Genomic DNA, 22911 nt, shown 5'->3' on the forward strand with positions numbered 1-22911 from the left:
TATTGGTTGATGGATTTTCCCAAGGGGTGGTCATGGCCACAGTCCGCAAGCGCAAACTTCCCTCCGGTCTGATCCGCTGGCAGGCGTCCTACGTCGACGGCGGCGGCAAGCGTCGAGCAAAGCTTTTCGAGCGCAAGGGCGACGCTGAGGCGTGGCTCACAGAAACGCGCCACGACCTGGTGCGCGGCCTACACACCCCGACCAGCGCCTCTCCCACCGTGAACGATGCCGGCGCGCTCTGGCTGAAACGGTGCCGGGAAAAGAACCTCGAGGCCGGCACCATCAAGGGCTATGAAGAGCACTTGTACCTGCACATAGCGCCGTTCATCGGTGCAAAGAAGCTGGCCGAGCTGCCTGCCCCGGCAATCAGCGCATTCGCGGATCGCTTGCGCGAAGAAGGCCGATCGTCGGAAATGATCCGGCGCGCTGTGCGGTCTCTTGGCTCCATATTCCGTGAGGCTCAGCGCCGGGGACTGTCGTCCTTCGACCCGACTGCTGGACTGGATCTGGACCTGCCCGACCGTGACGACCCCCGTCCCGTCATTCCGGCCAAGGCTGAGCTGCAGGCCATCATCTCGACCGCATCGGGACGCCTGCGCCCCCTCATCCTGGTCGCCATATTCTGCGGACTGCGCGCATCCGAGCTTCGTGGCCTCCGATGGCAGGACGTTGATTTCGAGGCCCGCGAAATCAACGTGAACCAGCGCGCCGACGTGTTCCACAAGATTGGCCGGTTAAAGTCCAAGGCCGCCTATCGGTCGGTGCCAATGCCGCCGATCGTGCTCAACGGACTGCGCGAATGGAAACTGGTGTGCCCCAAAGGCGATCTTGGCTTAGTGTTCCCCACTGGGGCCGGCGGCGTCGAATCCCATAGCAACCTGATGTCGAGGGGTTTCGAGCCCCTACAGGTCGCGGCGGGTGTGACCGTGGTTGAGCCCGTCATGGAAGGCGATAAGCCAGCGCTTGGCGAGGACGGCCGGCCCAAGGTGGCTTCGGTGGCCAAGTACGGCATGCACGCGCTCCGCCACGCCTGCGCCTCGCTTTGGATCGAGCAGGGAATGAACCCCAAGCGAATCCAAAAACTGATGGGACACTCGACCATTCAGATGACATTCGATCGCTACGGCCACATGTTCAAGGACAGCGATGCCGATCAGCGTGCGGCAGAAGATATCCAGGCCCGATTGCTCGGGAGCTAGTTGGTCGTCCGTTAAGAAGCCGATTGCAGCGGTGAACGGTCGCTGATGGCTGCGATGAGGGTGGCCAGGAAGAGGCGCCAAAGACCCCTCAGCCAGGCGAGGATGCGGCGGAAGTTGTGGCCGACGGCTGAGAGGATGACGTTGGCGGCGTCTCCGGCGCGGCCTTTGAGGTAGCAGCGGCCGAGGTGACCATCGGTCTTCAGGTGTCCGATGATGGGTTCGATGGCGGAGCGGCGGCGCAGCTCGCGCCTGATGATACCGAAGACCCCGCGCTTCTGGCCGGAGATGAAGACACGGCGCGGGTTCTGTGCGTCGTGGCCGCGATATCCCTTGTCGGCATAGGCCCGCTCGATCGCGCAGCCGGTGAGTGTCTCGGTGCGGTCGATGACGTCGCGCAAGGTATGACCGTCGTAGGGGTTATCGGGCAGCGCCCTGGCGTGCAGCACGAACAGGCCACCGGGAGCACGGCGGTTGTTGGTGACGATGGAGGCTTTGACACCGAACTCGTAAGGCGCGGCTGCTTTGCCCTTGCCGATGCACTCCACCTCCGGGGCGTGGAAGGAATAGAGCTTCCAGCCGCGCTGGCGCTGCTGCTGCGAGCGGATCTGCGAGGCCCGGCCGAGCGGGAGGGCGAACGCGTTCTCGAGCACGGCCTGACCTTCGATCTTGCGGCGGATATCGCGGATGATCCGGCCCAGCCGGCTGCGCAGGATACGCAACTGCCGCTGATGCCGCTTGAATTGCTTGGCATGGGCGTAGCGTCCCGCCATCATGGCCGCGGTCTTGGCAATGCGAAGATAGGACTGCCGCAGCCTGACCCCGTGCTTCCTCGCCAGGCGGTTGAGCCCCCTGATCGCCGCGTGCAGCAGCTTGGCATCGGTCGGGAAGGCGATGGCCTTCGGCTGCACGGTGGTATCGACCGTGACCCGCTTGAGGTCCTGGCTGCGTAACGCGCCGGCCTCGTGCGCCACCCGCAGGCTCTCGGCCAGCAACAGCTCCAGCTTGTCGCCGAGCCGCTTGCGCCAGTGGCTCAGGTCCGAGCGCTCGTGCGGAAACGCGTGCTGAAAGAACTCTTCGCCGGTGAAGTACTGGAAATACGGGTCGTGGACCCAGCGCTCGCACACCCCCTCATCGGACAGGCCGTAAATCTGCTTGAGCAGCAGCAGCCCGATCACGAAGCGGGTCGCGATCCCCGGCCGACCGTTCTCGCTGTAGAGCGGCGCGATCTCGCCGTCGATCCAGTCCCAATCGACCTTGCCGGCGAGCTGAACCAGCTCGTGCTTCATGTTGATGATCTGGTCCAGCCTGGCCCGGAACAGATCGCCAGATCCCGTCGTCCTTTGCTTCTTCGGTCGCATCGTCACCTCCGACGCGACCACGGAATCATGACTGGCGATTCGACTGAATCCTGAAAATGAAATTGCAAGGTTCCGAGGCTCGAAACATCAAAACCTTGCAATCCAAAAACAGTCCACACCAGCAAATGCGATTCTGCCTCAATCGCTTAGCCGATCTTCACGGACGACTAGTTGCAACGCCACTGCAACACGAAACGGCTAAGTTATTGATTTAGTTGGATACTAAACGGTTTTGTAAACTGAAGGTCGGGGGTTCAATCCCCTCAGCCGGCACCAATTGGCTTGGATTTTCGCCATCCTGGCCGCTGCGACCCAGCTTCAGTCCGCCGAGATCGACCGCCGCCCACGGCAGCCCCGCCAGCTCGCAGGCGAATACGGCAGTTCCGCGCATGGGGAAGCGCGCTTCGACGCTGCGGAGCTGTCCGGAGCATGCTTCTTCGATGCCGACGCCGAAGCAGTCCGCTGCTGCAAATCCCTCGATGATCCCGTGAACGCCGACCGTCCTGCGGCCGATGCTGCCTTCAAACCGAAGTGCCTGGGCATCGCGTCCTCCATCCAGATATGCGCGGCTTGCGCCGTGCGTCGTTCCCGACTGCGATTCGAACACGTCGTCGCGATTCAATCAAAGCGCTTCGCCTGATTGCCCACAATGTACAGAGCGAGAATGTACAGAGCGAGCCGTAGTATTCCGGTTGTCGGGAGTGCCGCATCGTCGATCGCGCTCAGCGCTAGCCAATGCAACGACCTCCGCGCTTCGCAATGTCTTGCATGAAGCCCTAGCGAGCGTTGAGTACCCACGCGACGACTACTTGTGATTTTGTTCCCGCTGGCTATTGTTCCCGCACTTTCATCTTTGGGAATTTCAAAATGAAGATTGTTTTCTGCACAGCGATTGTCCTGTCCACGTTGGCCGCCGCTCCGGCGAGCGCCAGGGAGCGCAATGACAGCCCTCACTCCCAGGCCTGTATGGCCAAGAACGGCTTTACTCTCGATATGTGGCGCGCTCACTCCGCGGGCACCGACGCGCAGGTCCTGAGGTACATCCAGTGTCGGGATCGGGTGTCCGCAGCACAGGCCAAGGCGATCGGCATTCGCGACCATAACTTCAGCGCGGGCTATCGATGAGCCCTGAGGGGGACATGAAAATCGCACTCGCCCTCGCTTTCCTTGCCATCGGCTGCATCCCGGCAAGCGCCGCAGGCTGGACCTGCTCCGCCCCGGGTCTGATCTCGGGGTCGTATGATGGCGGCGATAGCGCCTACATCCATCTCACCGGCTTCCCGAACGGCAACAACTATCCCGTCGCGAAGAAGGGCAGCCGGGCCACCGGCACGACGAAGAACGGCACTCGCTTCGTCTGCACCCAACGCTAAGGCGCATCGGTGGGACGACAGAAACCGCCACATCGACGTGGTGGTGAAGCGCTGAGGCAGTTCGCCCTTTCCGAACCGGCGCTGCCACCGCAGGGCCGGTCCGGACAGCCGCCGCGACACCTCCCTGGCAGGAATCGTGGGATCCTTCCCGTAGGATCACCCATCCCTCGCCTTGCTTCTGTTCTTGCGGCCCCAAACGGGGTATGCAGAATGCGGGGTGGGACTCTGCCAATGACCTATTTGATCCTTGCCCGAGATGGCACCAGCCAAATCGTGCTGAAGCGCGACAGCGAAGACGCGGCCGAGAAGAAGGCACGCGAGCTGAAGGAGATGGGCTGGTTCGAAGTCGAGGTCCGCGAGGACAAGACGGGGCCCGCCGCGTCGGCTCCGCCGGCGGATCGCCCACCGACGCTGCAATGACACCTTGATGAACCTTTGCCGGGTGGCCCTTACAGATATGTGAGGAGCCGCCACCATGTCCGACACAGCACATTACCGCTTCCAATCCGATCAGGCGCGACGGCTGGCCCGGCAGGTGACCGACGCCGCGGTGCGCGAGAAGCTGCTCGAAATGGCCGAGGAATATGGCCGCTACGCCGACCTGATCGAGGCGCGCAGCATCGAGCAGGTACAGGTACCCGCTGCGGTAGCGGCCCCACTAGACTGAACCCCATCCCGTTCCGGCCGGCTCACCGGTTCGTCCTCTCCTGATGCTCGCTCTTAAGGTGAGGCCAAATCAGCTCGACAACGCCCTGAGGATTTGTTCGGAACGTTATGCCCTCTCACGCGATTTTCCTCGCATGAGGGTCCGCGAATCCGACCGCAATCTGCTGCTTCTGGGCACGTTCACGCTGCTCAGCGTGGCCGCGGCCGGCCTCGTCGCCCTGCTCGATCCGGCACCCGCGCCGGCGAACCCCGCGCCTCGGCCGGCCGCGAATCAAGCGGCGGCGGGCGGTCAGCCCCCGGTCCGAATCGTCGGTACCCCGTTCGTGCCGAACACCAATCCCCGTCAGCGCTGACCGTCCACGACCGCGCGGCCTGTCACAATTATGTCACCGCGCCTACCAAACAGGCGTCTTCGTCAACCATCATGATGGCGAGCGCTTGATTCCGCGCGGTTGCTTTGCTGGAATCCGCGCGCTCAAGGTGCGCCATGAAGTGGATGAAGGAACGCGATCTCCTGATCGCTCAGACAATGGCCTTCGTACAGTCGGTGAAGGGCAAGCTGCCCGACGCCGAGCCGCCGGCGCCTGCCCCGCAGACGGCGGGGCCGCCTGCCGCAAAGCCGACCGCCGCGCCACCACCTGTTGCTACACCTGCACCCGTCGCCGCGTTGCCAACCGCCGCTGAACAGGCCTTGGCCGAGGCGATCGCCACGTTCAGCGTCAAGCCTGCGGCCGAGGTGCGGGCTGCGGTCGTGCCGCCTCCGCTTCCGGTGCCGACCGTGCTCGAGGGCCTGCCCCCCGCTCCGTCGCCTTTGGCGGTGACGGTCGTCGAAGTCCCGCCTCAACCGGCGCAGCCGCCGCAATTTGCCAGGCTCGACATCACCGGCGACTTCGGATCCGAGGTGCGGGAGCGGGTTGCCAATTTCCGCGCCCAGCAGCAGCGCTTCCTGAAGGAGCGCGAGGAATACTGCACCACGACCATGGCCAAGGTCCGCGCCGCGATCAACGAGCTGCCGCGCTCGGGCAAGTAAACGGGCCCCCTTTTCGCCGGATCGGTCCGGGTCCGTTGGGCTTCAGCCGCGCTCCCCCGATTTCACCGGTTCGGTCAGGAAGCGCCCGCCCGATCGCGCCAGCGTCGGCTCTTCCACTGCGTCGAGGGCAGGCTGCTTCCCCTCCAGCATGGATCGCAAGCCGGCGATCGCCTTGGTCATGCGTTCGGTGTATTTGGCTGCGGCGCCGTCGACGAACTCTCGATCCTTTGGCTTAGGTTTGGCGACCCGCAGCTCCAGATGCGTCATTCCGTTTGGACCGTCCAGAACGGCGCGAGTCATTACGATCCGCGGCGCGCCGGGAATCGGAAGCGTGATGCCCACCGTGAAATAATCGGTCGGGCGCCAATCGAGCATCTCCTCAATGACGGTATGGTTGCCGTGCATACAGTGGTTCTTCGTGCCGGGACCGCGTCGTCCCTTGCCGGAATCCTCGACGATGGCGTCGGCGTCCCACCATTTCTGCCATTGCCCGGGCACGGTGAAAAACTCCCACACCGTCTGCCGCGGCGCGGCGATGTCGAATTCCAGCATGGCGTAGGCATCGTCACGCGTCACCTGCATCCGGGTTTGCGCGTCTTCCTGCCGCCACGCCGCCTCGAGATCGCGCACCCACAGCGTCACGTCGCCGATGACGTCGATGGTTTCGTGATGCGCGATGAGACCCTGCGCGACCGGATCGATGCCCATCGCGCGGATGGCCGCGTCGCTGTAGAGCGCATATGCGCGCCCGCCGATCTTCTCGCCAATCGTGTTCTTGAGCAGCCGGTGGACCAGAATGACGTCGCGCCCGGCAAGCTCCTCTCTCCCGCCCATCTTCTGCTTCACCATCTCGCCATGATGGATAACGAACTTGAAATCGAGATCGCCCATCGCGATGCAGGCCTGACACTCGCAAGTCGAGGCCTGGCGCACGTTGCGCAGGCGCCGCCGGAATTTGAAATAGGCGCCCTCGATCGCGTCCTGCAGCAGCGAGCCGTCGATTGCTTCGGCGGTGGTGTAGACGAACGCGGCGTCGCCTTCGAACTTGGCGAGGCGGAATGGCGGGCGCAGCGCTTTCACCACCGTATCCATGAAATCGGCGATGATGTCCTGCGCATGGTCGAGCTCGACCGCCGCGAGGAAATTCGTATAGCCGGAGATATCGGCAATCGCGAAATAGGTCGCTTCAGCCTTCGGAAGCATGGGGGACCTCCTGCGCAACCGGTTCACGCCCAATCGTGCGGATGCGCAGTCTGTCATACCGCGCCGCCCGAGGTCGAGGACCAAAGCAACGCTGGGCGTGCGCTAGCGGCCGCCGATCTTCTCCAGCACCGGCAGCAGGTGCTTGAGAAACTCGCCCGGATTCTCGCTCATCGGGAAATGGCCGAGGCCTTTCATGATGGTGGCCTCGGCTCCGGCAATGCTGTTCGCAACCGCCAGCGTCTCTTCCGGGGTGCAGGAATAGTCGTACTCGCCCGACAGCAGGAACAGCGGGCAACGTCTCGTGTCGATCTCGGCGACGCGGGCGCGGATGTCGCCGTCGACCTTGTAGAAATAGAGGTCGCCCTTGAACACGCCGGGCCCGCCTTGCATGTAGTGCCACAGCGTCTCCCACCGCTCCTTGTCGGGCGCGTCGGGGCCGACGAGGCCCGAGACGATAGCGGCGGCGACCTCGCCGCCATGCACGTCCGGCCGGTGCAGGAAATTCAGGTCGTAATAGGGATCGACATGCGCGCCGGCCTGCAGGCCGATGATGGCGCGGAAACGTTCGGGATGCTCGAGCGCGAGATGCAGCGCGATCCGGCCGCCGATCGAGCAGCCGATCACGATCGGCCTGTCGAGGCCGAGCGCGTCCATCACCGCCAGGATCATGGTCGTGTATTGCGCTGAGGTGAGCTGGTATTCCTCGTCGTGCCAGCCCCGCGGCGGTGACGACTTGCCGTGCCAGGGCATGTCGAAGGCGATGACGCGGTGGTTGCGCGTGACGCGCGCATCGTTCATCAGGCCGCGATATTGCCGCCCGTCCGCGCCCGCGGTGTGCAGGCAGAGCAGCGGCGTGCCCTCGCCCGCCTCCTCGACATAGACGCGGTGGGCCCGGCCGAACAGCTCCAAATGCATGTAGCGGCCGACGATCGGTTCGAATTTTGCGCTCATGCGGCCACTCCCTCGCGGCGCAGCTTGCCGAGCGCCTCCTTGAAGTAGCGCAGGTTCGCCATGAAGATCTGCAGTTCGCCCTCGGCCTTCAGCACGCGGCGCTTGATCAGCGCCATCAGGTCGTTCGAGCCCGGCGGCGGCCGCTTCTCGCAGAACCGCTCCCACTCCGCCTCCGAGGTGCGCAGCGCGAACGACGACGAGGGCATCACGAACGGGCCCTTCGTCACCGCGACGATCCGGCCCTCATGGATCGCGATCAGCCAGGCGGCCGCGCCGATCTCGAGCAGGAATGTCGTGGTGAGGTAGCGGCCGCGCCGCACCAGGCCAGCGTCGCCGTTGACCCGTTCCTTCAGCGCTTCGATCATATCAGCTCCCCCGATCGCGGCCCGTCCGCGCAGGGCGCAGCGGGCGCTTCTCCTGCCGGCAATGATGGGAGGAATGCAGGTGTCGTCAATCGCCGGCGGCGCCGCGCGGCCCCGGCGTTTTCGCGTGGCCGCCACATCCAGATTTTGGCGAGAGCCGGGAAATCTAGAGCCAGGACCAGACCAGCGCCACGTTCGCGGCGCAGGCCGCGAGCAGCGCAACCGCAAGGGCGAGCTGCACGCGTTCGTAAGGGGGCTGGTGGATAGCTCTCATGGACCGGAGCATCCGGCGATTCTATCCGGAGAGTCCCGGGAATCTTTTTTCGAGGATTTACCACCCGTTAAGGACTCAGGGCCCCTGCGCGAAAGGGCCGAAATGACTCATATTTTCAGATGCTTGCCGCGGATGCTCGCTCACGGTTCCGTGACCGGAACAGCGATATTGCCTGAAACCCAAAACGGGTGCTGGCGTTGTCGATTGTTTGGGGAACGACGAATGCCGTACGCGCTGTTTTATCAGGACGCCAAGCTGAGCAAGGCCTACCCGACCGAGGCGGATGTCTGGACGCTGGCCAGGAAATCAGGCCTGGTGGTGGATGCCGTCTCCGAGGAGGAGAAGTCCGCGCCCCGCCCGGTGCTGGATAACGACTACGAGATCCGGCCGTGTCAGCTCGACCCGAACGAGGATCCGGCCAAGAACAAGGCCGATGCCGATCGCGAGGCGCGACTGGAGCCGCGGTTGAACTAACCAGACGTTGGGTTGGCCGGCGCGCAGCGGCGGACCGGGGATGCAATGGGTGCGGTCGCCCCGCCCCTATGGGGTTGCCGTCGCCAGCGAGGCCTGTTCGGCGGCGAGCGAAACGCAAATCTTCCGCCGGTGCAGACCCCGGATCGCGCCGGTCACCTTGAGCACCTTGCCAGCCGAGCAGGACGTGTCCTGCACGAACACGACTTCATAAGGCGCGAGCGCCAAGGGTTCGGATTTGAGGATAGTCTGGGCAAGGCACGGCACGGAGACCGCAGAGAGGATCAGCCCTAACGCAAAACTACGCATGTTCGTTTGTCCACCAGCCCGGCGATCGCATAATAGCGCAGCACGATGAAAGTTCCGTGCAATGCAGGAATTATTTTTTGCATTGCACGATCAGGCGTGAACATCAGCTGAATGAGACAGCGTCAGACAAACAAAAAGGCCGCCCCGAAGGCCGGCCTTTTCATTGATGCGATGAAGCCGCGATCAGTAGCGGGAGCCGACCGGGCCACCCCAGCCGAAGCGGTAGTTGACCCCGAGCTTGACGGTATGTTCGTCGTTCCGGAAGCTCGTGCCGACGAGGTCGGCCGGGCCGCTGGTGAAGTTGGTCTTGCCGAAATTGTAGTACTGGTATTCGGCCTTCGCCGACCAGTTCGGGGCGAACATGTATTCGAGGCCCGCGCCCACCGTATAGCCGTCCTTGTGGCCGCCATCGGTGGTGAAGGACGCCGGCACGCCGCCGACCGACGCGGTGATGTTGTTGTTGTCGCGCCAGGCATAACCGCCCTTGGCGTAGAGCAGCGCCGGACCCCAGGTGTAGCCGAGGCGGCCGGTCACCGAACCGAGCTGGTCGGTGTTGCCGGTCACCAGCGTTCCGCCCGGGAGCAGCACGCCATTGTTCGAGGAGCTGGGCAGCCAGGAATACTGCGCCTCGGCGCCCATCACCCAGTTCGGGGCGAACTGATAGTCGAAGCCGCCCTGCACGCCACCCATGAAGCGCGCGTCGCTGCCCATCAGGTTGTTGCCGTCGGTGAACGCGCCGCCGACATGGCCGCCGATATAGAAACCGGTCCAGTTGTAGACGACTGCGGGGGCGGTATAGGGCGGCGGTGCCTTGGTATAGGTGCGGGCCGGCATGTCAGCCCCAAACGCCGGGCTCGCGAGAGCGGCCAGCGCGACCGTGCCGAACAAAAACTTCTTCATTTCTGGTCCCCGTTACTAACGCTGCGCTGTTAAGCCAAACAACGTGACCTCAATTAGGTTGCTTTGGGGCAATGCCGGACCCGTGATGTTTCCGAGCTGTGACAGGGTCGCAACAACGCCCGTTTGTTCCTTGGCACAGCGAGATTTTTCACCGGTTAAGCAACCGCATCTCGGCTCCATGTAAGTCGCAGACGGCTAAGTTGAAGTTCAACGCTCCCCGAAAAGTGATCGGAGTTCGCTAACGTTTCGATCAGGGTTGCGACAAGCCGCCGCGCAGAAGCGCGATCAGATCACGCTTCTGCCTCTTGTTCGGGCATGATCTTTTCGGAAACCCGCTTCACACTTTTCCGGATCATGCCCTAGCGCGACATCTTTTCCAGTTCCGGAAATGCCGCGTAGGACGCGCCGGCGCAGGGCTCGGCGGGGTTGTCGAGGATGCGGTCGAGCCGGCCGTCGACAAACAGGACACCGCGCTCGCGGGCCGGCCGGTAATTGCCGTCGGTATCCTTCGCGCTGTAGCGCAGGCACACGACGTAGCGCAGCCGGCCGCCGATCGTGCGCTGCGCCGGCTCGGCGATAGCAGCCTCGCGGACCCCGACCGGATTGTTCAGGTAGGTCCGCATGAAGGCGAGGATCTGGTCGCGGTAGCGGTCCGGGAACGGCTGGTTGGCGACGCCCCGGTCATCGGTGAAGGTGGTCGGCCCGCCGCCGTCGTCGCTGGTGAGGCAGCCGGCGAGCGGAAGCGAGAGCAGCAGGATGGCTGCCAGTTGTGATGAAATCCGCAAACGACGCTGTTCCCTGAGTCCCCGGAGGCGTCTCATAAACTGCCGGGCGGCCGAAGGGAATTCGCAAGTCGGTTATTCTTCGCCCGGGTTCACAACCGGAGCCGGACGCACTCCGGCCCGTCGCCATTGGGGAAGCAATGGACGGACGGGCCGGTTCTGCATCCAAAAGGCGCAGCGGGGCAATGTGGATCGAAACTACGCCCCTCGGATCAGATTCAACCGCGCTTGGGTCAGCCGCGTTTGGCCGGCGCGACGTGCTTGGTCGCGACCTTCGCACGGACGTGCGTGGTCGCATGCTTCGGCGACTTCACCTTCAGCATGCCCATGTGCTTGTGGTGGCGATGATGGCGATAGTGCTTGTGGTGCATCTTGGCGTTGGCGTTGCGCACCTTCGACGGCAGCTGCTCGCTCTTGATGACGGGGGCGGCCTTGGTCGCGGGGGCGGTCGTGGTCGCCGGCGCGGGCGTTGCGGCCTTGCCGGTCTCGGCGGCGAGCGCGGGCGCTGCGATCACGGACATGGCGAGCAGCGCGGCGGAAATCGTCTTCAGCATGATGGTCCTCCTCGTCGGGATCGAGAGGTTTCCGGCCGGATGGTCGGCCTCACCGATCAATGCATGTGACCTTAGGGACCGCGCGCTGAACCGGTTCTGAAGGACCCTGACGGACTTCATTCATGTGAATGACATCTCTGTCATGTTCTCCTCCACCGCCGGAAAAGCAGGATCACGCAATCGTGGGATCGGCCGGGAATGTTCTGCACCCCTGGGTGTTCAAGTCATCAGGCTTCGGTGTAGGATTACCGAGCACGATCAGGAACGATCAGGAGCAACCAGGAATGAGCAGGAAGACGAAGTTTTTGGGCCTCGCAGTGCTCTCGATGACGCTCGCCTCCGGGCCAGTCATCTCGGCCTATGCCGCGGGCAGCGACAATCCCTCGCCGCCGGCTTCCGACAGCGGCAGCAGCAAGGGCAAGAAGGCGAAGAAGGACAAGAGCTCCGCGATCGACGATCAGAAGTTCCTGGCCAGCTATCGCGCCGCCTACACCACGATCTACGACAAGCACGACTACACCGCCGCGATCGAGCAGCTGAAGGCGCTCGGCCAGGATGATCGCGCCGACGTCGCCAACCTGATCGGCTACTCCTATCGCAAGCTCGGCGACTACAAGGTCTCGCAGATCTGGTACGAGCGCGCGCTGAAGGCCGACCCTGCCCATGTGCGCACCTGGCAGTATTACGGCCTCTGGCAGGTCGAACAAGGCAACCGCGATCAGGCGCAATACCACCTGAACCGCATCGCGCAGCTCGCCGGCACCAACAGCGACGAATATCGCTCGCTCGCCGCGGCGCTGGAGAAGCCCCCGGGCACCGGCCTGGTTTACTGAGGCAACCGCTTCCTGCATCGAGCCGGCGTGGTCGCGACGACTGCGCCGGCTTTTTGCTGTGCTGTAGGATGGGTAGAGCGCAGCGAAACCCATCGTCTGTCACCGTGGCGCGAAGTCGATGAGTTTCGCTTCGCTCTATTGCAGGGCCTGGTCGACGTAGGAGGCGCTAGATCGTACAAATGTCGGCCGAAGGTGCATGGCGTCTCGATAGATCGGATCGCCGGCCGGCGTCAGGGTCGGGCAGCTTTCCCTGTCACAAAGGCTAGGAATGGGGTCGATGATCTTCACGCCGGCAGCTTCGAGCGCGGCGCGTAGTGTTTCTGTCAGGCTCAGGCCCTCGCGTTGGGTTGTGAGTTCGATTGGGCTGGGGACGATCTCGAAGGAGGTCAGCTTGCGTCGGATCATGCTCGGCGGGCTCATCAACCCGGAGAGAGGGATGTTCATGATGGCATAGACGGTTCGCCCTTCCTGGGTGAACTCTTTTGCCATCGCCGCCAACGCGTTGATAGCGCCGGTGCGGCCATCGGGTTTTGATGCGTTCTGATCTTTGTATCGATACGGCGAAGCGGAGTTGAGGTAGCCCCACCAATGCGCGCCGAGCACGACGGTCTTGATGTCCTTGTCGCGAATCGCGGCTTTGGCTGCATCGACGAAGCCGGCGCAATAGGGATGCTGGACATCCGTCAGGTCAGGAATGGGCGGACAGCCGCCGTAAGTGAAGAAGTAAACGCTGTCCCCGTTGAGGCGATCCTGCGACGCAAGGAACTGCACCCGAGGCCAGTACATCTCCATATTGCTATCCCCGAAGAACAGCACCGAGTGCGGGCCATTGGAGGGTTTGTATTTTCGCAGTACGAACCCCTTCCACCCCAAGGCTTCAAGGTCGTCGGTTGGATAGGACCATTCGCTTGCGGCGTTGATGATGCGATCGAGGCCATACCTCTGGGCATTTGAGGTGAAGTGGTCTGACGCGATCAGTTGTCCGGCGACACCTATAGCGACGCACAGTGTCGCCAGACCAACTGCTGCCGAGCGCTTGGTGTGGGACGTTCCAAATCGAATTGGTCGCTCGATCAGATAGTAGGTTGCAGTCGCGCAGACGACCGCGGCAACAATCAGCGCCCAGGTCTCGGCAGTACCGGGAGCGGCGCCTCGATAGATGGCCGCGAGCGACAATATCGGCCAATGCCAGAGATAGAGGGGATAACTGATCAAGCCGACGAACACCGCGACCGGATTTGCCAACAGGGATCGGTTGATGAACGCGGATGGCCCGGCTGAAATCAGGAGCGCGGCGCCGACTGTCGGAAAGATGGCGCGCCAGCCGGGAAATAGCTGGTGACTGTCAAATTGAGTTGCGGCGACGGCGATGAGGGCAAGGCCACAGAGCGCGCGCAGATTCGGCGAAAAGACCCCCTCAACGGCGGTGAACAGTCGTGCGGTGGCGGTCTCCGACGACATGGCGCGATAGGCGAGAAGACATCCGACCAAGAGCTCCCATGCTCGCGTGGTCGGCATATAGAACGTCTTCACCGGCTCAGTGGCGACGCTGGCAAGATTCAGAGCAAGAGACGCGATCAGCGCGACCCAGATCAAGGCGCCGAGCGCGAAGCGGCTTCGATAGACCAGCAGGACCGTAATCGGCCACGCCAGATAGAACTGCTCTTCGATGGCAAGCGACCAGAGATGCAGCAGGGGCTTTTGGATCGAAGCCTGGTCGAAGTAACCGGCCTGACCGAGAAAGACGAAGTTGGCGAAGAAGAATGCGCCGCCGCGCACTTCCTGGCCAAGGCGTAGCCACTCCGCAGGCAGTAGCCACAGCCAGCCGACGGCGCAGGTCGCGATCAGGACCAGTGCGAGCGCGGGGAAAATTCGACAGATCCTGCGGATGTAGAAGCGCAGGAACGAGAACCGATAGGCCTCCATCTCGGAGAACACGATGCCGGAGATGAGGAACCCGGAAATGACGAAGAAGACATCGACGCCGATGAATCCGCCCGGAAGCGCGGTTGGAAACGCGTGGTAAAGCACCACGGTGCCGATCGCGATCGCGCGAAGTCCATCGATGTCTGGACGGTAGGAGTGTTTGTTCATTGAGCCCTGCGGGGGTGGTGCTACCACCCCGGCTCAACCTACTGCAACCCATAATAGACCAACCCAGGCCGCCTTCGGGCTGCTTTTTCTTTGGAGATTCAATGACTGAGCTCGTTGCCCTCAAGGCGGCGAAGGCGAACCGCTGGACGAAAGCCAGGCTGACAAAGAGCGCCGGCGCCCTACGTTTGGTCTGGAACGGGTGAGCCCGTAGGATGGGTAGAGCGCTGCGAAACCCATCGTCTGTCACCGTGGCACGAAGTCGATGGGTTTCGCTTCGCTCTACCCATCCCACGAATTTACAAATCGCGAGCGAGATCAGCCATTCTCGCAGCATACGCATCGAGCACGTCGTCGGCGCTGTAGGCCTGGCGCGCCGCGAAATCATCGCGCAGGCCGAGCCGCGCCGATGTCCTGAGCCGTGCGGCGGTCGCTTCCGTCATGATCGGTTGCAGGCCGATCTCGCGCAGCCCCTCGGCGACACCATCCATCTCGACGGCGCGGCGCTCGGCGTGCAGCACATCGGTGCGCACGCACATGTCGACGAATTTGCTGTAGCGCGTCGCGTCCATCGGTTCGCAAATGCCACGCAGCGCTTCGCTGCGCACCCCCGCGAGCGAGGCGGCGGTCAGCGCCTCCACGATCAGCGCCTCCATGCCCTTGGTCACCACGCTGCGCAGCATCTTCACCGCCGCCGCCGTGCCGGCCTCTAGGCCGGCGAGCTCGATCGTGAAGCCCAACGGCGCAAACAGCTCGGCGAAGCGCGCGGCGCCGTCGCCGGAGCAGTACAGCGGCACCGCCGCACCGTAGATGCTGACCGCGCCCATCAGGTTGGCATCGACGAAGCCACCACCGTTCGCTGTCACCGCATCGCCCACCAAGCGCTTGGCCCTGGGCGTGGAGGCGTTGACGTCGACCACCAGCATCCCAGGCCGAACCAGGCCGGCGATGGCCTGCCCGACCGGCACGGCCGTTGTGACCACGACCGCGGAGAATACGATGTCGGCGCGCGCCATCAACGCGGACAGGCTGTCCACCAGCTCAACGCCGCGGGCGGACGCGATGCTCCGGAACGCTTCCGAATATGGCGGACGATGGGTCTTGCCCTCGCAAAACACCAGCGGTGCGGATTCCTGCCTGCCTGCGAGATGCGCCGCGAAGCATTGCGCGGCCTCGCCGAAGCCGACGAAGCCGATACGCCGTTGGGTCATGGCAACCTCTCGCGTCATGCTTTGAGCGCGCGCTTGCGATCGCTGTATCGCGCTCGGTGGCAAGAGATTCAAAGGCAAGAAGTGTGCCGGGCACATGCGCCATGACCGAAAAGGCGCTGCGTTTCACGACGTCGCGCCGATCCCGACGACGCGCCTTCGGCGACCGAGCATGGTGAGCATCACCAGCGCACCGATCGAGCAGGTGAGCGCCAGCTCGAGCACGGCGTTGCTGCCGAACCGCGTCAGCAGACCGGCCAGGACCGGCGGCGCCACCGCCGAGATCAGGTTGAGCGGCAAGGCGATATGCGACGTCGCCTTGGCGAACGCGCTCCTGTCGTAGAACACCAGCGGAATCGTCGCGCGTGCGACCGCAAGCGCGCCGCTGCCGAGGCCATAGATCAGGATGAAAGCCGCAATCGCCAGATGGCTGCCGTGGCCGACGATCAGGATCAGCATCGCGACCGGCAGCAGCGTGCCGGCGACGAGCCCCGTGGTGATGCCGTCCCAGCGGCCGCCGCCCATGAAGTCGATCGCACGTGCCGACACCTGCACGATTCCGAGCATGGAACCGAACGCGACCGCCTCGGGTGCCGACAACCCCTGCGCCTTCAACAGTTCGACCAGCACCGCGCTGAACCCGAAGCTGACGAAGGCATTGAGCGCGATTGCTGCGACCACCAGAAAGAACGTGCTTCGGGCCGGCGGCGGCGCGGCCGACCGGTCCGGTGGCAATGCTGGTTCGGCCGCGTTGGCCAGACGGCGCGGCAGCCCGAAGCTGTAGAGCGGCAGGCAAACAAGGACCATCGCCGCGGCATAGAGCAAGCAGGTGCTGCGCCAGCCGATGGCGCCGGTGAGGAACGCGGTTGTTGGCCAGAAGATGCTGCTGGAAAGTCCGGTGACCAGCATCAGCGCGCCGATCGCCCCCTTGGCGTTCCGCCCGGCCACCTCGTTCAGCATGATGTAGGCGGCCGTGCTCAGCGCCGCGCTTCCGGCAATACCGAGGACTGCCCACGCGACGAAATAGAGCGCGGCCTGATGTGCGCAGGCCAGCACGACGAAACCGAGCGCGGCAATCACGCTGCCGATCATCATGACGCGCCGCGCGCCAACGCGCCGGAACGGTTCCGCCAGCAGCGGCCCGCACAGGCCCATCGTCACGTACAGGGTCGACGTGCCGGCAAACACCATCGGGAGCGAGATGTGGAGATCAGCCGCAATCCGGTTACCGGCGATCGCCGGCAGGCCGAGGGTCCCCCAGCCGAACACTTGCGCCACGGCAAGGACAAGAAGCACTCCGGCGGTCTGCCGATCCATTCCCGGGAATTGGGCCCGGTTCTTCCCCGCCATGAACCTGTCCACCGCGTTTCAGCCAAATGCCTTGGCTAGCCGATGCGGCATGACGGTATCATGACTGACGGCGCCCGAACCGGCCCGGACCCGGTGACGTCCCCAGGATTACGAGGGTGATTACGGATAATGCTCGAGGCGACGATCGGGCTTTGGCGGGCGGCTCGCCCCCACCGTGTTGCCCGCAGCGCCGGCATCCGGCTTTGCCGGACGCGCAGCCTTCTCCACCGGCGGCCCGCTGTCGCCGGTCTTCTTGGCGCTGTTCAGCGCCTGACCGGTGGTGGTCACGTTGGCGGCCTGCCCGGCCCCCGCCGAGCCGGCCGAAGGGCCGGAGCTCTGCGCCAACACGGTTCCCGACAGCACCAATGCCGCCATCAGTATTGCCGCGTTGATCGTCATGGAGGGGGCCTTCTGCACTCGAATGATGCACAGCAACGCGCCGCTGCCACGGACGTTCCCCCGGAGCCATCATTTAAGGTAAATGCGCGGCAAATTTCTGCCCTGCCGCAGCCTGTCGCGCTCGCGGCTTCATCAGCCATGTGCCGCTGACGGGCTGCGTAGCGCCGCCTCGCGATATTCGGCCCATGCCTGCCGCAGGATTTGCACCGACGAGGTGAGGAATATCATCGCCATCACGGCGGCGACGGCAAGATCAGGCCAGGCGGAGACCGATCCCCACACGCCGAGAGCGGCCGCCATCACGATGAGGTTTCCGATCGCGTCGTTGCGCGAGCAGAGCCAGACCGAGCGGACATTGGCGTCGCCGTCCTTGTACGGCAGCAGAAGCAGAACCGAGCCTAGATTGGCCGCGAGTGCCAACGTGCCGATGGCGCCCATCACCTCGGCTTTCGGTACGCCGAGCACGAACGTCTGGTAAACGGTCGAGCCGAATACCCACAGCGCCATCAAGCTCAGCGACGCGCCCTTCAGCAGCGCGGCGGAGGCGCGCACACGCAGGCTGGCGCCGATCACCGCAAGGCTCAGTCCATAGGTGACCGTATCGGCAAGGAAGTCGAGCGCATCGGCCTTGAGCGCCTGCGATCCGGCAAGCTGACCCGCGATCATTTCGGTCAGGAACATCGCGCCATTGATGCCGATGACCGTCCAGAGCACGCGCTTGTAGCGCGGATCGAGACCGTCAAAGACCGGAACGCCGCCTGAGCAGCCGCACGAATCGGCCGCGCGATCGCGGTCCCCTGCCCGCACGCGAGCCTTGACCGGCAGCGTCAGCGGCGGTGGTGCACAGCATTCGGTCGTCTTCTGCTCGCAGCAATCGTTCATTGCTCGTCCTTCCAGACGACAGGATAAGGCCAGCCACGCAACCCATTCAAGCCGATCCGTCTGGAACAGCTCTGGCGATCATGCGTCGCGGTTTCAAGGCTGCCGGCTGGGTTCAGCCGACAGCCCAACCTGTTGATGCGGGCCGTCGCCTCACTTCGCCTTCTGGATCGCGGTGACGGTGTAGCCGCCGTCGCCCTCCTTGGCCTCGAATCGGACCTTGTCGCCGACCTTGACTTGCTTCAGCAGCGCCGGATCCCTGACCCGGTAGACCATCGTCATCGGCTCGTCCATGCCAAGGCTCTTGGCCGGGCCGTGCTTGAGCGTGATCTTCCCGGCACCCTCGTCGATCTTCTTGACCTCGCCATCGATATCAGCGCCCTGCGCGAAAACAGCGCCCCAAGGCGCACTCAATGTCAACGCCAGCGCAAGCGAGGCCGCGCCCGCAATCCGGATGATCCTGTTCATGGTTGTCGTCCTTTTTCTTGTAGCTAGCTTCATTTCACGATGACGCGGCCGGTCATCCCGTAGTCGCGGTGATCCGGAATCAGGCAGGAATATTCAAACGTTCCGGCCTTGGTGAACTTCCAGACGATCTCCGCCCTCTTCTTCGGTGCGAGGCGAACGCCGTTCGGATCGTCATGCTCCATATGCGGATGCTTCTTCATCACTTCGGCATGCTTCAAATTCTCTTCGGTGGTCGCGAGCAGGAATTCATGATCCTCGGTGCCGGCATTGCGGATCACGAAGCGAATCTGCTCGCCGCGCTTGACCTCGATGCGGAACGGCGTGAACTCCATCTCCTTCATCTCGACCTCGACCGTGCGCGAGGGCTTGCTCGGATCGCCGGGCTCGCCGGCGGAATAGGATTCGTGGCCGTGCTTCTCGTGGCCGCGCGACGGCGCGGCGGTTACCGACAGCGCGATCAGCGCGACGCCGATGCTGGTGAGTTGCTTCACTGGATTCTCCATTCTGTGTTTGATGCTTGTCGTTGGTGAGTGAGCTGGGTCCGCTACATCTTCATTCCCTTCATCGATGGCTTGGCTTTTCGCCCCGGCGCCGCCGGCGGTTGGCGCGCGGGCTCGGCGGCGGGCGCCTCGACCTCGTAGGCAACCGTGCCCGGCGGATATTTGTACGGTCCGGGGTCGGCGTAATCGTCGCGGCCGAGCCCCTCGCGGATCTTCATGACAGTGAACATGCCGCCCATCTCGATCGGCCCGAATTGTCCGGTGCCGGTCATCATCGGCAGCGTGTTGTCGGGCGCGGGCATCTCCATGTTGCCCATCGCCATGCCGGTCGATCCCATCACCATGGCGTCGGGCGCGAGCTTGCCGACCGCCTTCGCCAGATCCTGGCGCGACACGCCGATGAAGTTTCTGACGTCGTGGCCCATCGCGTTCATGGTGTGGTGCGACTTGTGGCAGTGGAACGCCCAGTCGCCCGGATTGTCGGCGAGCATGTCGAACGCCCTGACCGCGCCGACCGGCACGTCGGTCGTGGTCTCCGGATACTGCGCGCTGTCGGGCACCCAGCCGCCGTCGGTACAGGTCACCGCGAAATTGTGCCCGTGCACATGGATCGGATGGTTGGTCATGGTCAGGTTTCCGATCCGCACGCGGATCCTGTCGCCGAGCCGGATCGGCATCGGATCGATGCCGGGATAGACGCGGCCGTTCCAGGTCCACATGTTGAAGTCGGTCATCTCGTTGACCTTCGGCAGATAGGTGCCGGGGTCGATGAGGTAGCTGCTCATGATGAAGACGAAGTCGCGGTCGACGGGACGGAACGCCGGATCGCGCGGGTGCACGATGAACATGCCCATCATGCCCATCGCCATCTGCACCATCTCGTCGGAATGCGGGTGGTACATGAAGGTCCCGCTATGCTTCGTCTCGAACTCGTAGACGAAGGTCTTGCCGGGCTTGATGTGCGGCTGGTTGAGCCCGCCGACGCCGTCCATGCCTGACGGCACGATCATGCCGTGCCAGTGCACCGTGGTGTGCTCCGGCAGTCTGTTGGTGACGAAGATGCGGACCTTGTCGCCCTCGACCGCCTCGATGGTCGGCCCCGGCGCCTGGCCGTTATAGCCCCAGAGATTGGCCTTCATGCCGTCGGCGAATTCGCGCACCACGGGCTCGGCGACGAGATGGAATTCCTTCCAGTCGCCGTTCATCCGCCACGGCAGCGACCAGCCGTTGAGCGTGACCACCGGCCGGTAGTCCGGCCCGCTGGCGGGATGCAGCGGCGGCTGCATCACCGCCTTGTCCATGGTCGGCGCTTCGGGAATGGCGGCGGCCTGGACGCGGCCGCTGACCGCGCTTGCCGTGACCAGCGCCGCGCTGCCCAGAAATCCTCGTCGCGAAAACATGTGCTGCTCCATTCAATGACCGCCGCCAGCCGCGGGCTGCGCGGCCGAGGCGATGGAAGACGGTGTCGATGCTGCGCCGGCCGAGCCGCCGCCGTTGATCGCGGTCTGCAGTTCGGATTGCGCCAGAAGGAAGTCGCGCTTGGTGTCGATCGCCGCGCGCAGCGAGGCGAGCCGCTGCCGCGCTTCGGTCAGCAGCGCGAACACGTCGACCTGCATGCTGGAGAAGCGCAGCTGCATCTCCTCGGTGATGATCTGCCGCAGCGGCAGCACCTCGCGCTGGTAATGGCGCGCGATGTCGTAGGTGGAGCGGTAGACGCGGTAGGCGTCGCGCGCCTCGGAGCGGACGTTGATCGCCTTCTCGGTCAGGCGGTTCATCGCCTGGCGGTAGATCTCCGCCGCCTGGCGCACGCGCACCTCGCCGCCGTCGAAGATCGGAATCTGGAACTGGACGTCGAAGCCGCGCTCCCTGAAGGGCGGGGCTTCGGGATCGTGCGTCCGCTTGTCGATGCCGGCGACGTCGAGCAGCGTGACGAAGCGCGTCGCCTCGGTGAGATCGAGCGCCTTGGCGAGCGCCACGATTTCCATCCGCGCGATCTGCAGGTCGACGCGGTGACCGACCGCGGCGATCTCGATCGACGGCTGTTCCAATGGCCGCTTCGGCAGCAATGGCAACTCGCCCGGGATCCGGAAGCCGAGGTCGCCGTCCCACAATCCGAGCAGCCGCGCCAGCCGCTCGCGCGAACTCGCCGCATTCTGCCGCGCGCTGGCGAGGTCGGCGGTGATCTCGGCGTAGAACACCTGCTCGCGGGCCTGGTCGAGCTTGTTCATACCGCCGGTCTCGCCGAGCTTTTTTGCGAGTTGCGCGGTCGACTCCGCGGTTGCCTTCGCATCCGTCAGCAGCGCGACCGTCTCGTTCGCCGCCACCGTTGCGACATAGGTGCGCCGCACCTCGGCAGCGAGCCGCAAGGTGGCGAGCGCGGCCTTGAGCTGCGCCTGGCGGAAGCGCTCGCGCGCGATCTCGGAGCGGGCCGGAAGGGTCGCGAGCGCGAGGATGTCGCCGACCACCTGCCGCTCGACCTCGCTGGCGCCGTTTCCGGTGATCCGCGAGACCGAGAAGGTCGGGTTCGGCGGCAGGCTGTCGGCGACGTAATCGGTCTCCGCCAGCGCCAGTTCGTTATAGGCGGCCTGCAGCCCCTTGTTGTTCAAGAGCGCAACCTGCACGGCGGCATCCGCGGTCAAATTGTGCGCGAGCAGCCGCTTCACCGCGGTGTCGACGGTGGCGGCCCCGTCTCCGCTGCGAACGAAGGCGACGTCCTTGCCGATCGCCTGCTCGGTCACCTCGGAGACGACGCCCATGCCGCTGTCGGGCGAGAATGACGCGCATCCCGCGAGCGCGGATGTCAGCAGCAGGATCGGCGCGATGGCCAGATATCGCATGGCGCCCTCCTACCGATCCGACTTCGAACTGGCCGGCGGCGTCACGCCGTCATTGCGCTCGCGCCAGGGCTGCGGCGTCGACGGACGCAAGCTGCTATAGGGCGCGATCGTCGAGCGGTAGCCGACAGCGGCCGTCCCCGCCGCCGGGTTCGAAGGATCGCTTGCGACGGCAACCGGCCGGCCGTCGGCCATGCAGCCGGCGAGCGGCGCAGATGCGAGGATGGCGGCGGCCATCCGCGACAGGAATATCGATGGCGCGCGCCGGCCAAGCCTGGTGGCCACGGCGGCGAGCCTCGCCCCGAGATGCGAATACATGGATCTGTCCCGATCAGCAATGAATCACAGGCATGCGCACGCGAGCGCGCGGCGCAGCCACGATGTCAGCGAACGATCAGGCGATGGGGGGACGATAGAGGCGCGTAGGCGCCTCGCTCCGCAGGCTCTGACGAGCCTCTGAAAGACGCGTGGCGATCGGGTGCAAGGGAGCAGCGACGAATGGAAGATCGGCCGGCAGCGCCGATACGCACATCAGCGCGCAGCACGGCCCCGGCGCATTCTTGCCGTCGTGGCTGTGCTTGGCATCCGGTTCGGCGGCACCGGCCGCGCGATGCATGTGCATGCCGCCATGATCGTGGGCGGCATGATCGTGCGCGACGCCTTCGGCATGCGCCATCTGCATCGACGCCGCGTGAGCATGCGCCGCGGCAGCCGGCTGCACCTCATCGGTCAGACACGGAAACGGTGCCCCGAATGCAAGTGCGAAGGACGGCGCGAGCACGCAAAACAGATAGGCCAGGATGATGGAACATCCCGCCCGCACTCGCCCTCGCCTGTTCAGTCGCACCAACACCCGCCTCGCATCTCCGATTACCCGCTAGGCATGCCGCAAATCAGCCAGCCGCGAACCGCCATCA

29 protein-coding genes are annotated in these 22911 nt (G+C 64.3%); 9 read left to right on the top strand and 20 right to left on the bottom strand.

The window, feature by feature from the left end; translation table 11 throughout:
- Positions 1–32: 32 nt before the first annotated feature.
- Positions 33–1199, top strand: coding sequence for a tyrosine-type recombinase/integrase (locus ACVWYP_RS30610; RefSeq protein WP_038380539.1), 1167 nt, complete (start codon positions 33–35; stop codon positions 1197–1199).
- Between the two features lie 11 nt (positions 1200–1210).
- Here ACVWYP_RS30610 and ACVWYP_RS30615 read toward each other — a convergent pair whose 3' ends face one another.
- Both ACVWYP_RS30615 and ACVWYP_RS30620 read right to left on the bottom strand, forming a co-directional pair.
- Complete coding sequence (locus ACVWYP_RS30615) at positions 1211–2557, bottom strand: IS5 family transposase (RefSeq protein ID WP_026191834.1); 1347 nt, start codon at positions 2555–2557, stop codon at positions 1211–1213.
- Between the two features lie 211 nt (positions 2558–2768).
- Positions 2769–3179 (bottom strand): hypothetical protein, encoded by a 411-nt coding sequence (locus ACVWYP_RS30620; RefSeq protein ID WP_456684249.1) that lies wholly within the window; start codon positions 3177–3179, stop codon positions 2769–2771.
- Between the two features lie 245 nt (positions 3180–3424).
- Between ACVWYP_RS30620 and ACVWYP_RS30625 the strand changes: the two genes are divergently transcribed.
- From ACVWYP_RS30625 to ACVWYP_RS30650, 6 genes are all read left to right on the top strand, one after another.
- The gene (locus ACVWYP_RS30625) at positions 3425–3682 is read left to right on the top strand and encodes a hypothetical protein (RefSeq protein ID WP_304495907.1); all 258 of its coding nucleotides are present in this window, start codon (positions 3425–3427) and stop codon (positions 3680–3682) included.
- A 14-nt stretch (positions 3683–3696) separates the two neighbouring features.
- The gene (locus ACVWYP_RS30630) at positions 3697–3930 is read left to right on the top strand and encodes a hypothetical protein (RefSeq protein WP_212058313.1); all 234 of its coding nucleotides are present in this window, start codon (positions 3697–3699) and stop codon (positions 3928–3930) included.
- Positions 3931–4161: 231 nt separating this feature from the next.
- The gene (locus ACVWYP_RS30635) at positions 4162–4350 is read left to right on the top strand and encodes a hypothetical protein (protein WP_304495908.1); all 189 of its coding nucleotides are present in this window, start codon (positions 4162–4164) and stop codon (positions 4348–4350) included.
- Positions 4351–4405: 55 nt separating this feature from the next.
- Positions 4406–4597, top strand: a complete 192-nt coding sequence (locus ACVWYP_RS30640; RefSeq protein ID WP_456684250.1) for a hypothetical protein — start codon at positions 4406–4408, stop codon at positions 4595–4597.
- 133 nt (positions 4598–4730) lie between these two features.
- Entirely contained in the window at positions 4731–4949 is a 219-nt protein-coding gene (locus ACVWYP_RS30645; RefSeq protein WP_028342638.1) for a hypothetical protein, read from the top strand.
- Between the two features lie 134 nt (positions 4950–5083).
- On the top strand, positions 5084–5626 hold the full coding sequence (locus ACVWYP_RS30650) for a hypothetical protein (protein WP_028342639.1): 543 nt from the start codon (positions 5084–5086) through the stop codon (positions 5624–5626).
- 42 nt (positions 5627–5668) lie between these two features.
- Here the strand turns inward: ACVWYP_RS30650 and ACVWYP_RS30655 are convergent, their stop codons facing one another.
- The 3 genes from ACVWYP_RS30655 to ACVWYP_RS30665 form a co-directional block, all read right to left on the bottom strand.
- Positions 5669–6829 carry a DUF2652 domain-containing protein gene (locus ACVWYP_RS30655; protein WP_304495909.1) on the bottom strand — a complete coding sequence of 387 codons (1161 nt, stop codon included), beginning with the start codon at positions 6827–6829 and terminating at the stop codon, positions 5669–5671.
- Between the two features lie 102 nt (positions 6830–6931).
- The gene (locus ACVWYP_RS30660) at positions 6932–7780 is read right to left on the bottom strand and encodes an alpha/beta fold hydrolase (RefSeq protein ID WP_304495910.1); all 849 of its coding nucleotides are present in this window, start codon (positions 7778–7780) and stop codon (positions 6932–6934) included.
- On the bottom strand, positions 7777–8145 hold the full coding sequence (locus ACVWYP_RS30665) for a hypothetical protein (protein ID WP_304495911.1): 369 nt from the start codon (positions 8143–8145) through the stop codon (positions 7777–7779). The genes ACVWYP_RS30660 and ACVWYP_RS30665 overlap by 4 nt, the downstream gene beginning before the upstream one ends.
- A gap of 493 nt (positions 8146–8638) precedes the next feature.
- Here ACVWYP_RS30665 and ACVWYP_RS30670 point away from each other — a divergent pair, with 493 nt between their 5' ends.
- The gene (locus ACVWYP_RS30670; protein WP_028342643.1) at positions 8639–8890 is read left to right on the top strand and encodes a hypothetical protein; all 252 of its coding nucleotides are present in this window, start codon (positions 8639–8641) and stop codon (positions 8888–8890) included.
- Between the two features lie 66 nt (positions 8891–8956).
- Here ACVWYP_RS30670 and ACVWYP_RS30675 read toward each other — a convergent pair whose 3' ends face one another.
- From ACVWYP_RS30675 to ACVWYP_RS30690, 4 genes are all read right to left on the bottom strand, one after another.
- Entirely contained in the window at positions 8957–9196 is a 240-nt protein-coding gene (locus ACVWYP_RS30675; RefSeq protein ID WP_304495912.1) for a hypothetical protein, read from the bottom strand.
- 183 nt (positions 9197–9379) lie between these two features.
- Entirely contained in the window at positions 9380–10096 is a 717-nt protein-coding gene (locus ACVWYP_RS30680; protein WP_304495913.1) for an outer membrane protein, read from the bottom strand.
- A 359-nt stretch (positions 10097–10455) separates the two neighbouring features.
- Positions 10456–10881 (bottom strand): hypothetical protein, encoded by a 426-nt coding sequence (locus ACVWYP_RS30685; RefSeq protein ID WP_304495914.1) that lies wholly within the window; start codon positions 10879–10881, stop codon positions 10456–10458.
- 230 nt (positions 10882–11111) lie between these two features.
- The gene (locus ACVWYP_RS30690; RefSeq protein WP_038383214.1) at positions 11112–11432 is read right to left on the bottom strand and encodes a His-rich protein BRANT; all 321 of its coding nucleotides are present in this window, start codon (positions 11430–11432) and stop codon (positions 11112–11114) included.
- A gap of 284 nt (positions 11433–11716) precedes the next feature.
- Between ACVWYP_RS30690 and ACVWYP_RS30695 the strand changes: the two genes are divergently transcribed.
- Entirely contained in the window at positions 11717–12265 is a 549-nt protein-coding gene (locus tag ACVWYP_RS30695) for a tetratricopeptide repeat protein (protein WP_304495915.1), read from the top strand.
- A 135-nt stretch (positions 12266–12400) separates the two neighbouring features.
- Here ACVWYP_RS30695 and ACVWYP_RS30700 read toward each other — a convergent pair whose 3' ends face one another.
- The 11 genes from ACVWYP_RS30700 to ACVWYP_RS30750 all read right to left on the bottom strand — a co-directional run bounded on the left by ACVWYP_RS30700 (position 12401) and on the right by ACVWYP_RS30750 (position 22847).
- The gene (locus ACVWYP_RS30700; protein ID WP_304495916.1) at positions 12401–14359 is read right to left on the bottom strand and encodes an acyltransferase family protein; all 1959 of its coding nucleotides are present in this window, start codon (positions 14357–14359) and stop codon (positions 12401–12403) included.
- 296 nt (positions 14360–14655) lie between these two features.
- Positions 14656–15567 (bottom strand): NAD(P)-dependent oxidoreductase, encoded by a 912-nt coding sequence (locus ACVWYP_RS30705; RefSeq protein ID WP_304495917.1) that lies wholly within the window; start codon positions 15565–15567, stop codon positions 14656–14658.
- 123 nt (positions 15568–15690) lie between these two features.
- Positions 15691–16914, bottom strand: coding sequence for an MFS transporter (locus tag ACVWYP_RS30710; RefSeq protein ID WP_304495918.1), 1224 nt, complete (start codon positions 16912–16914; stop codon positions 15691–15693).
- Between the two features lie 120 nt (positions 16915–17034).
- Positions 17035–17313 (bottom strand): hypothetical protein, encoded by a 279-nt coding sequence (locus ACVWYP_RS30715; protein WP_137479897.1) that lies wholly within the window; start codon positions 17311–17313, stop codon positions 17035–17037.
- A 132-nt stretch (positions 17314–17445) separates the two neighbouring features.
- On the bottom strand, positions 17446–18195 hold the full coding sequence (locus ACVWYP_RS30720; protein ID WP_304495919.1) for a cation transporter: 750 nt from the start codon (positions 18193–18195) through the stop codon (positions 17446–17448).
- A 150-nt stretch (positions 18196–18345) separates the two neighbouring features.
- Positions 18346–18660 (bottom strand): copper-binding protein, encoded by a 315-nt coding sequence (locus ACVWYP_RS30725; RefSeq protein WP_304495920.1) that lies wholly within the window; start codon positions 18658–18660, stop codon positions 18346–18348.
- A 29-nt stretch (positions 18661–18689) separates the two neighbouring features.
- Positions 18690–19163 (bottom strand): cupredoxin domain-containing protein, encoded by a 474-nt coding sequence (locus ACVWYP_RS30730; protein WP_304495921.1) that lies wholly within the window; start codon positions 19161–19163, stop codon positions 18690–18692.
- A 41-nt stretch (positions 19164–19204) separates the two neighbouring features.
- Entirely contained in the window at positions 19205–20560 is a 1356-nt protein-coding gene (locus ACVWYP_RS30735) for a multicopper oxidase family protein (RefSeq protein WP_304495922.1), read from the bottom strand.
- A 12-nt stretch (positions 20561–20572) separates the two neighbouring features.
- Positions 20573–21997, bottom strand: coding sequence for a TolC family protein (locus ACVWYP_RS30740; RefSeq protein WP_304495923.1), 1425 nt, complete (start codon positions 21995–21997; stop codon positions 20573–20575).
- Positions 21998–22006: 9 nt separating this feature from the next.
- Complete coding sequence (locus ACVWYP_RS30745) at positions 22007–22312, bottom strand: chalcone isomerase family protein (RefSeq protein ID WP_304495924.1); 306 nt, start codon at positions 22310–22312, stop codon at positions 22007–22009.
- A 76-nt stretch (positions 22313–22388) separates the two neighbouring features.
- Positions 22389–22847, bottom strand: a complete 459-nt coding sequence (locus ACVWYP_RS30750) for a hypothetical protein (protein ID WP_456684251.1) — start codon at positions 22845–22847, stop codon at positions 22389–22391.
- Between the last annotated feature and the right edge of the window lie 64 nt (positions 22848–22911).

Source organism: Bradyrhizobium sp. USDA 3262 (genome assembly GCF_054060035.1).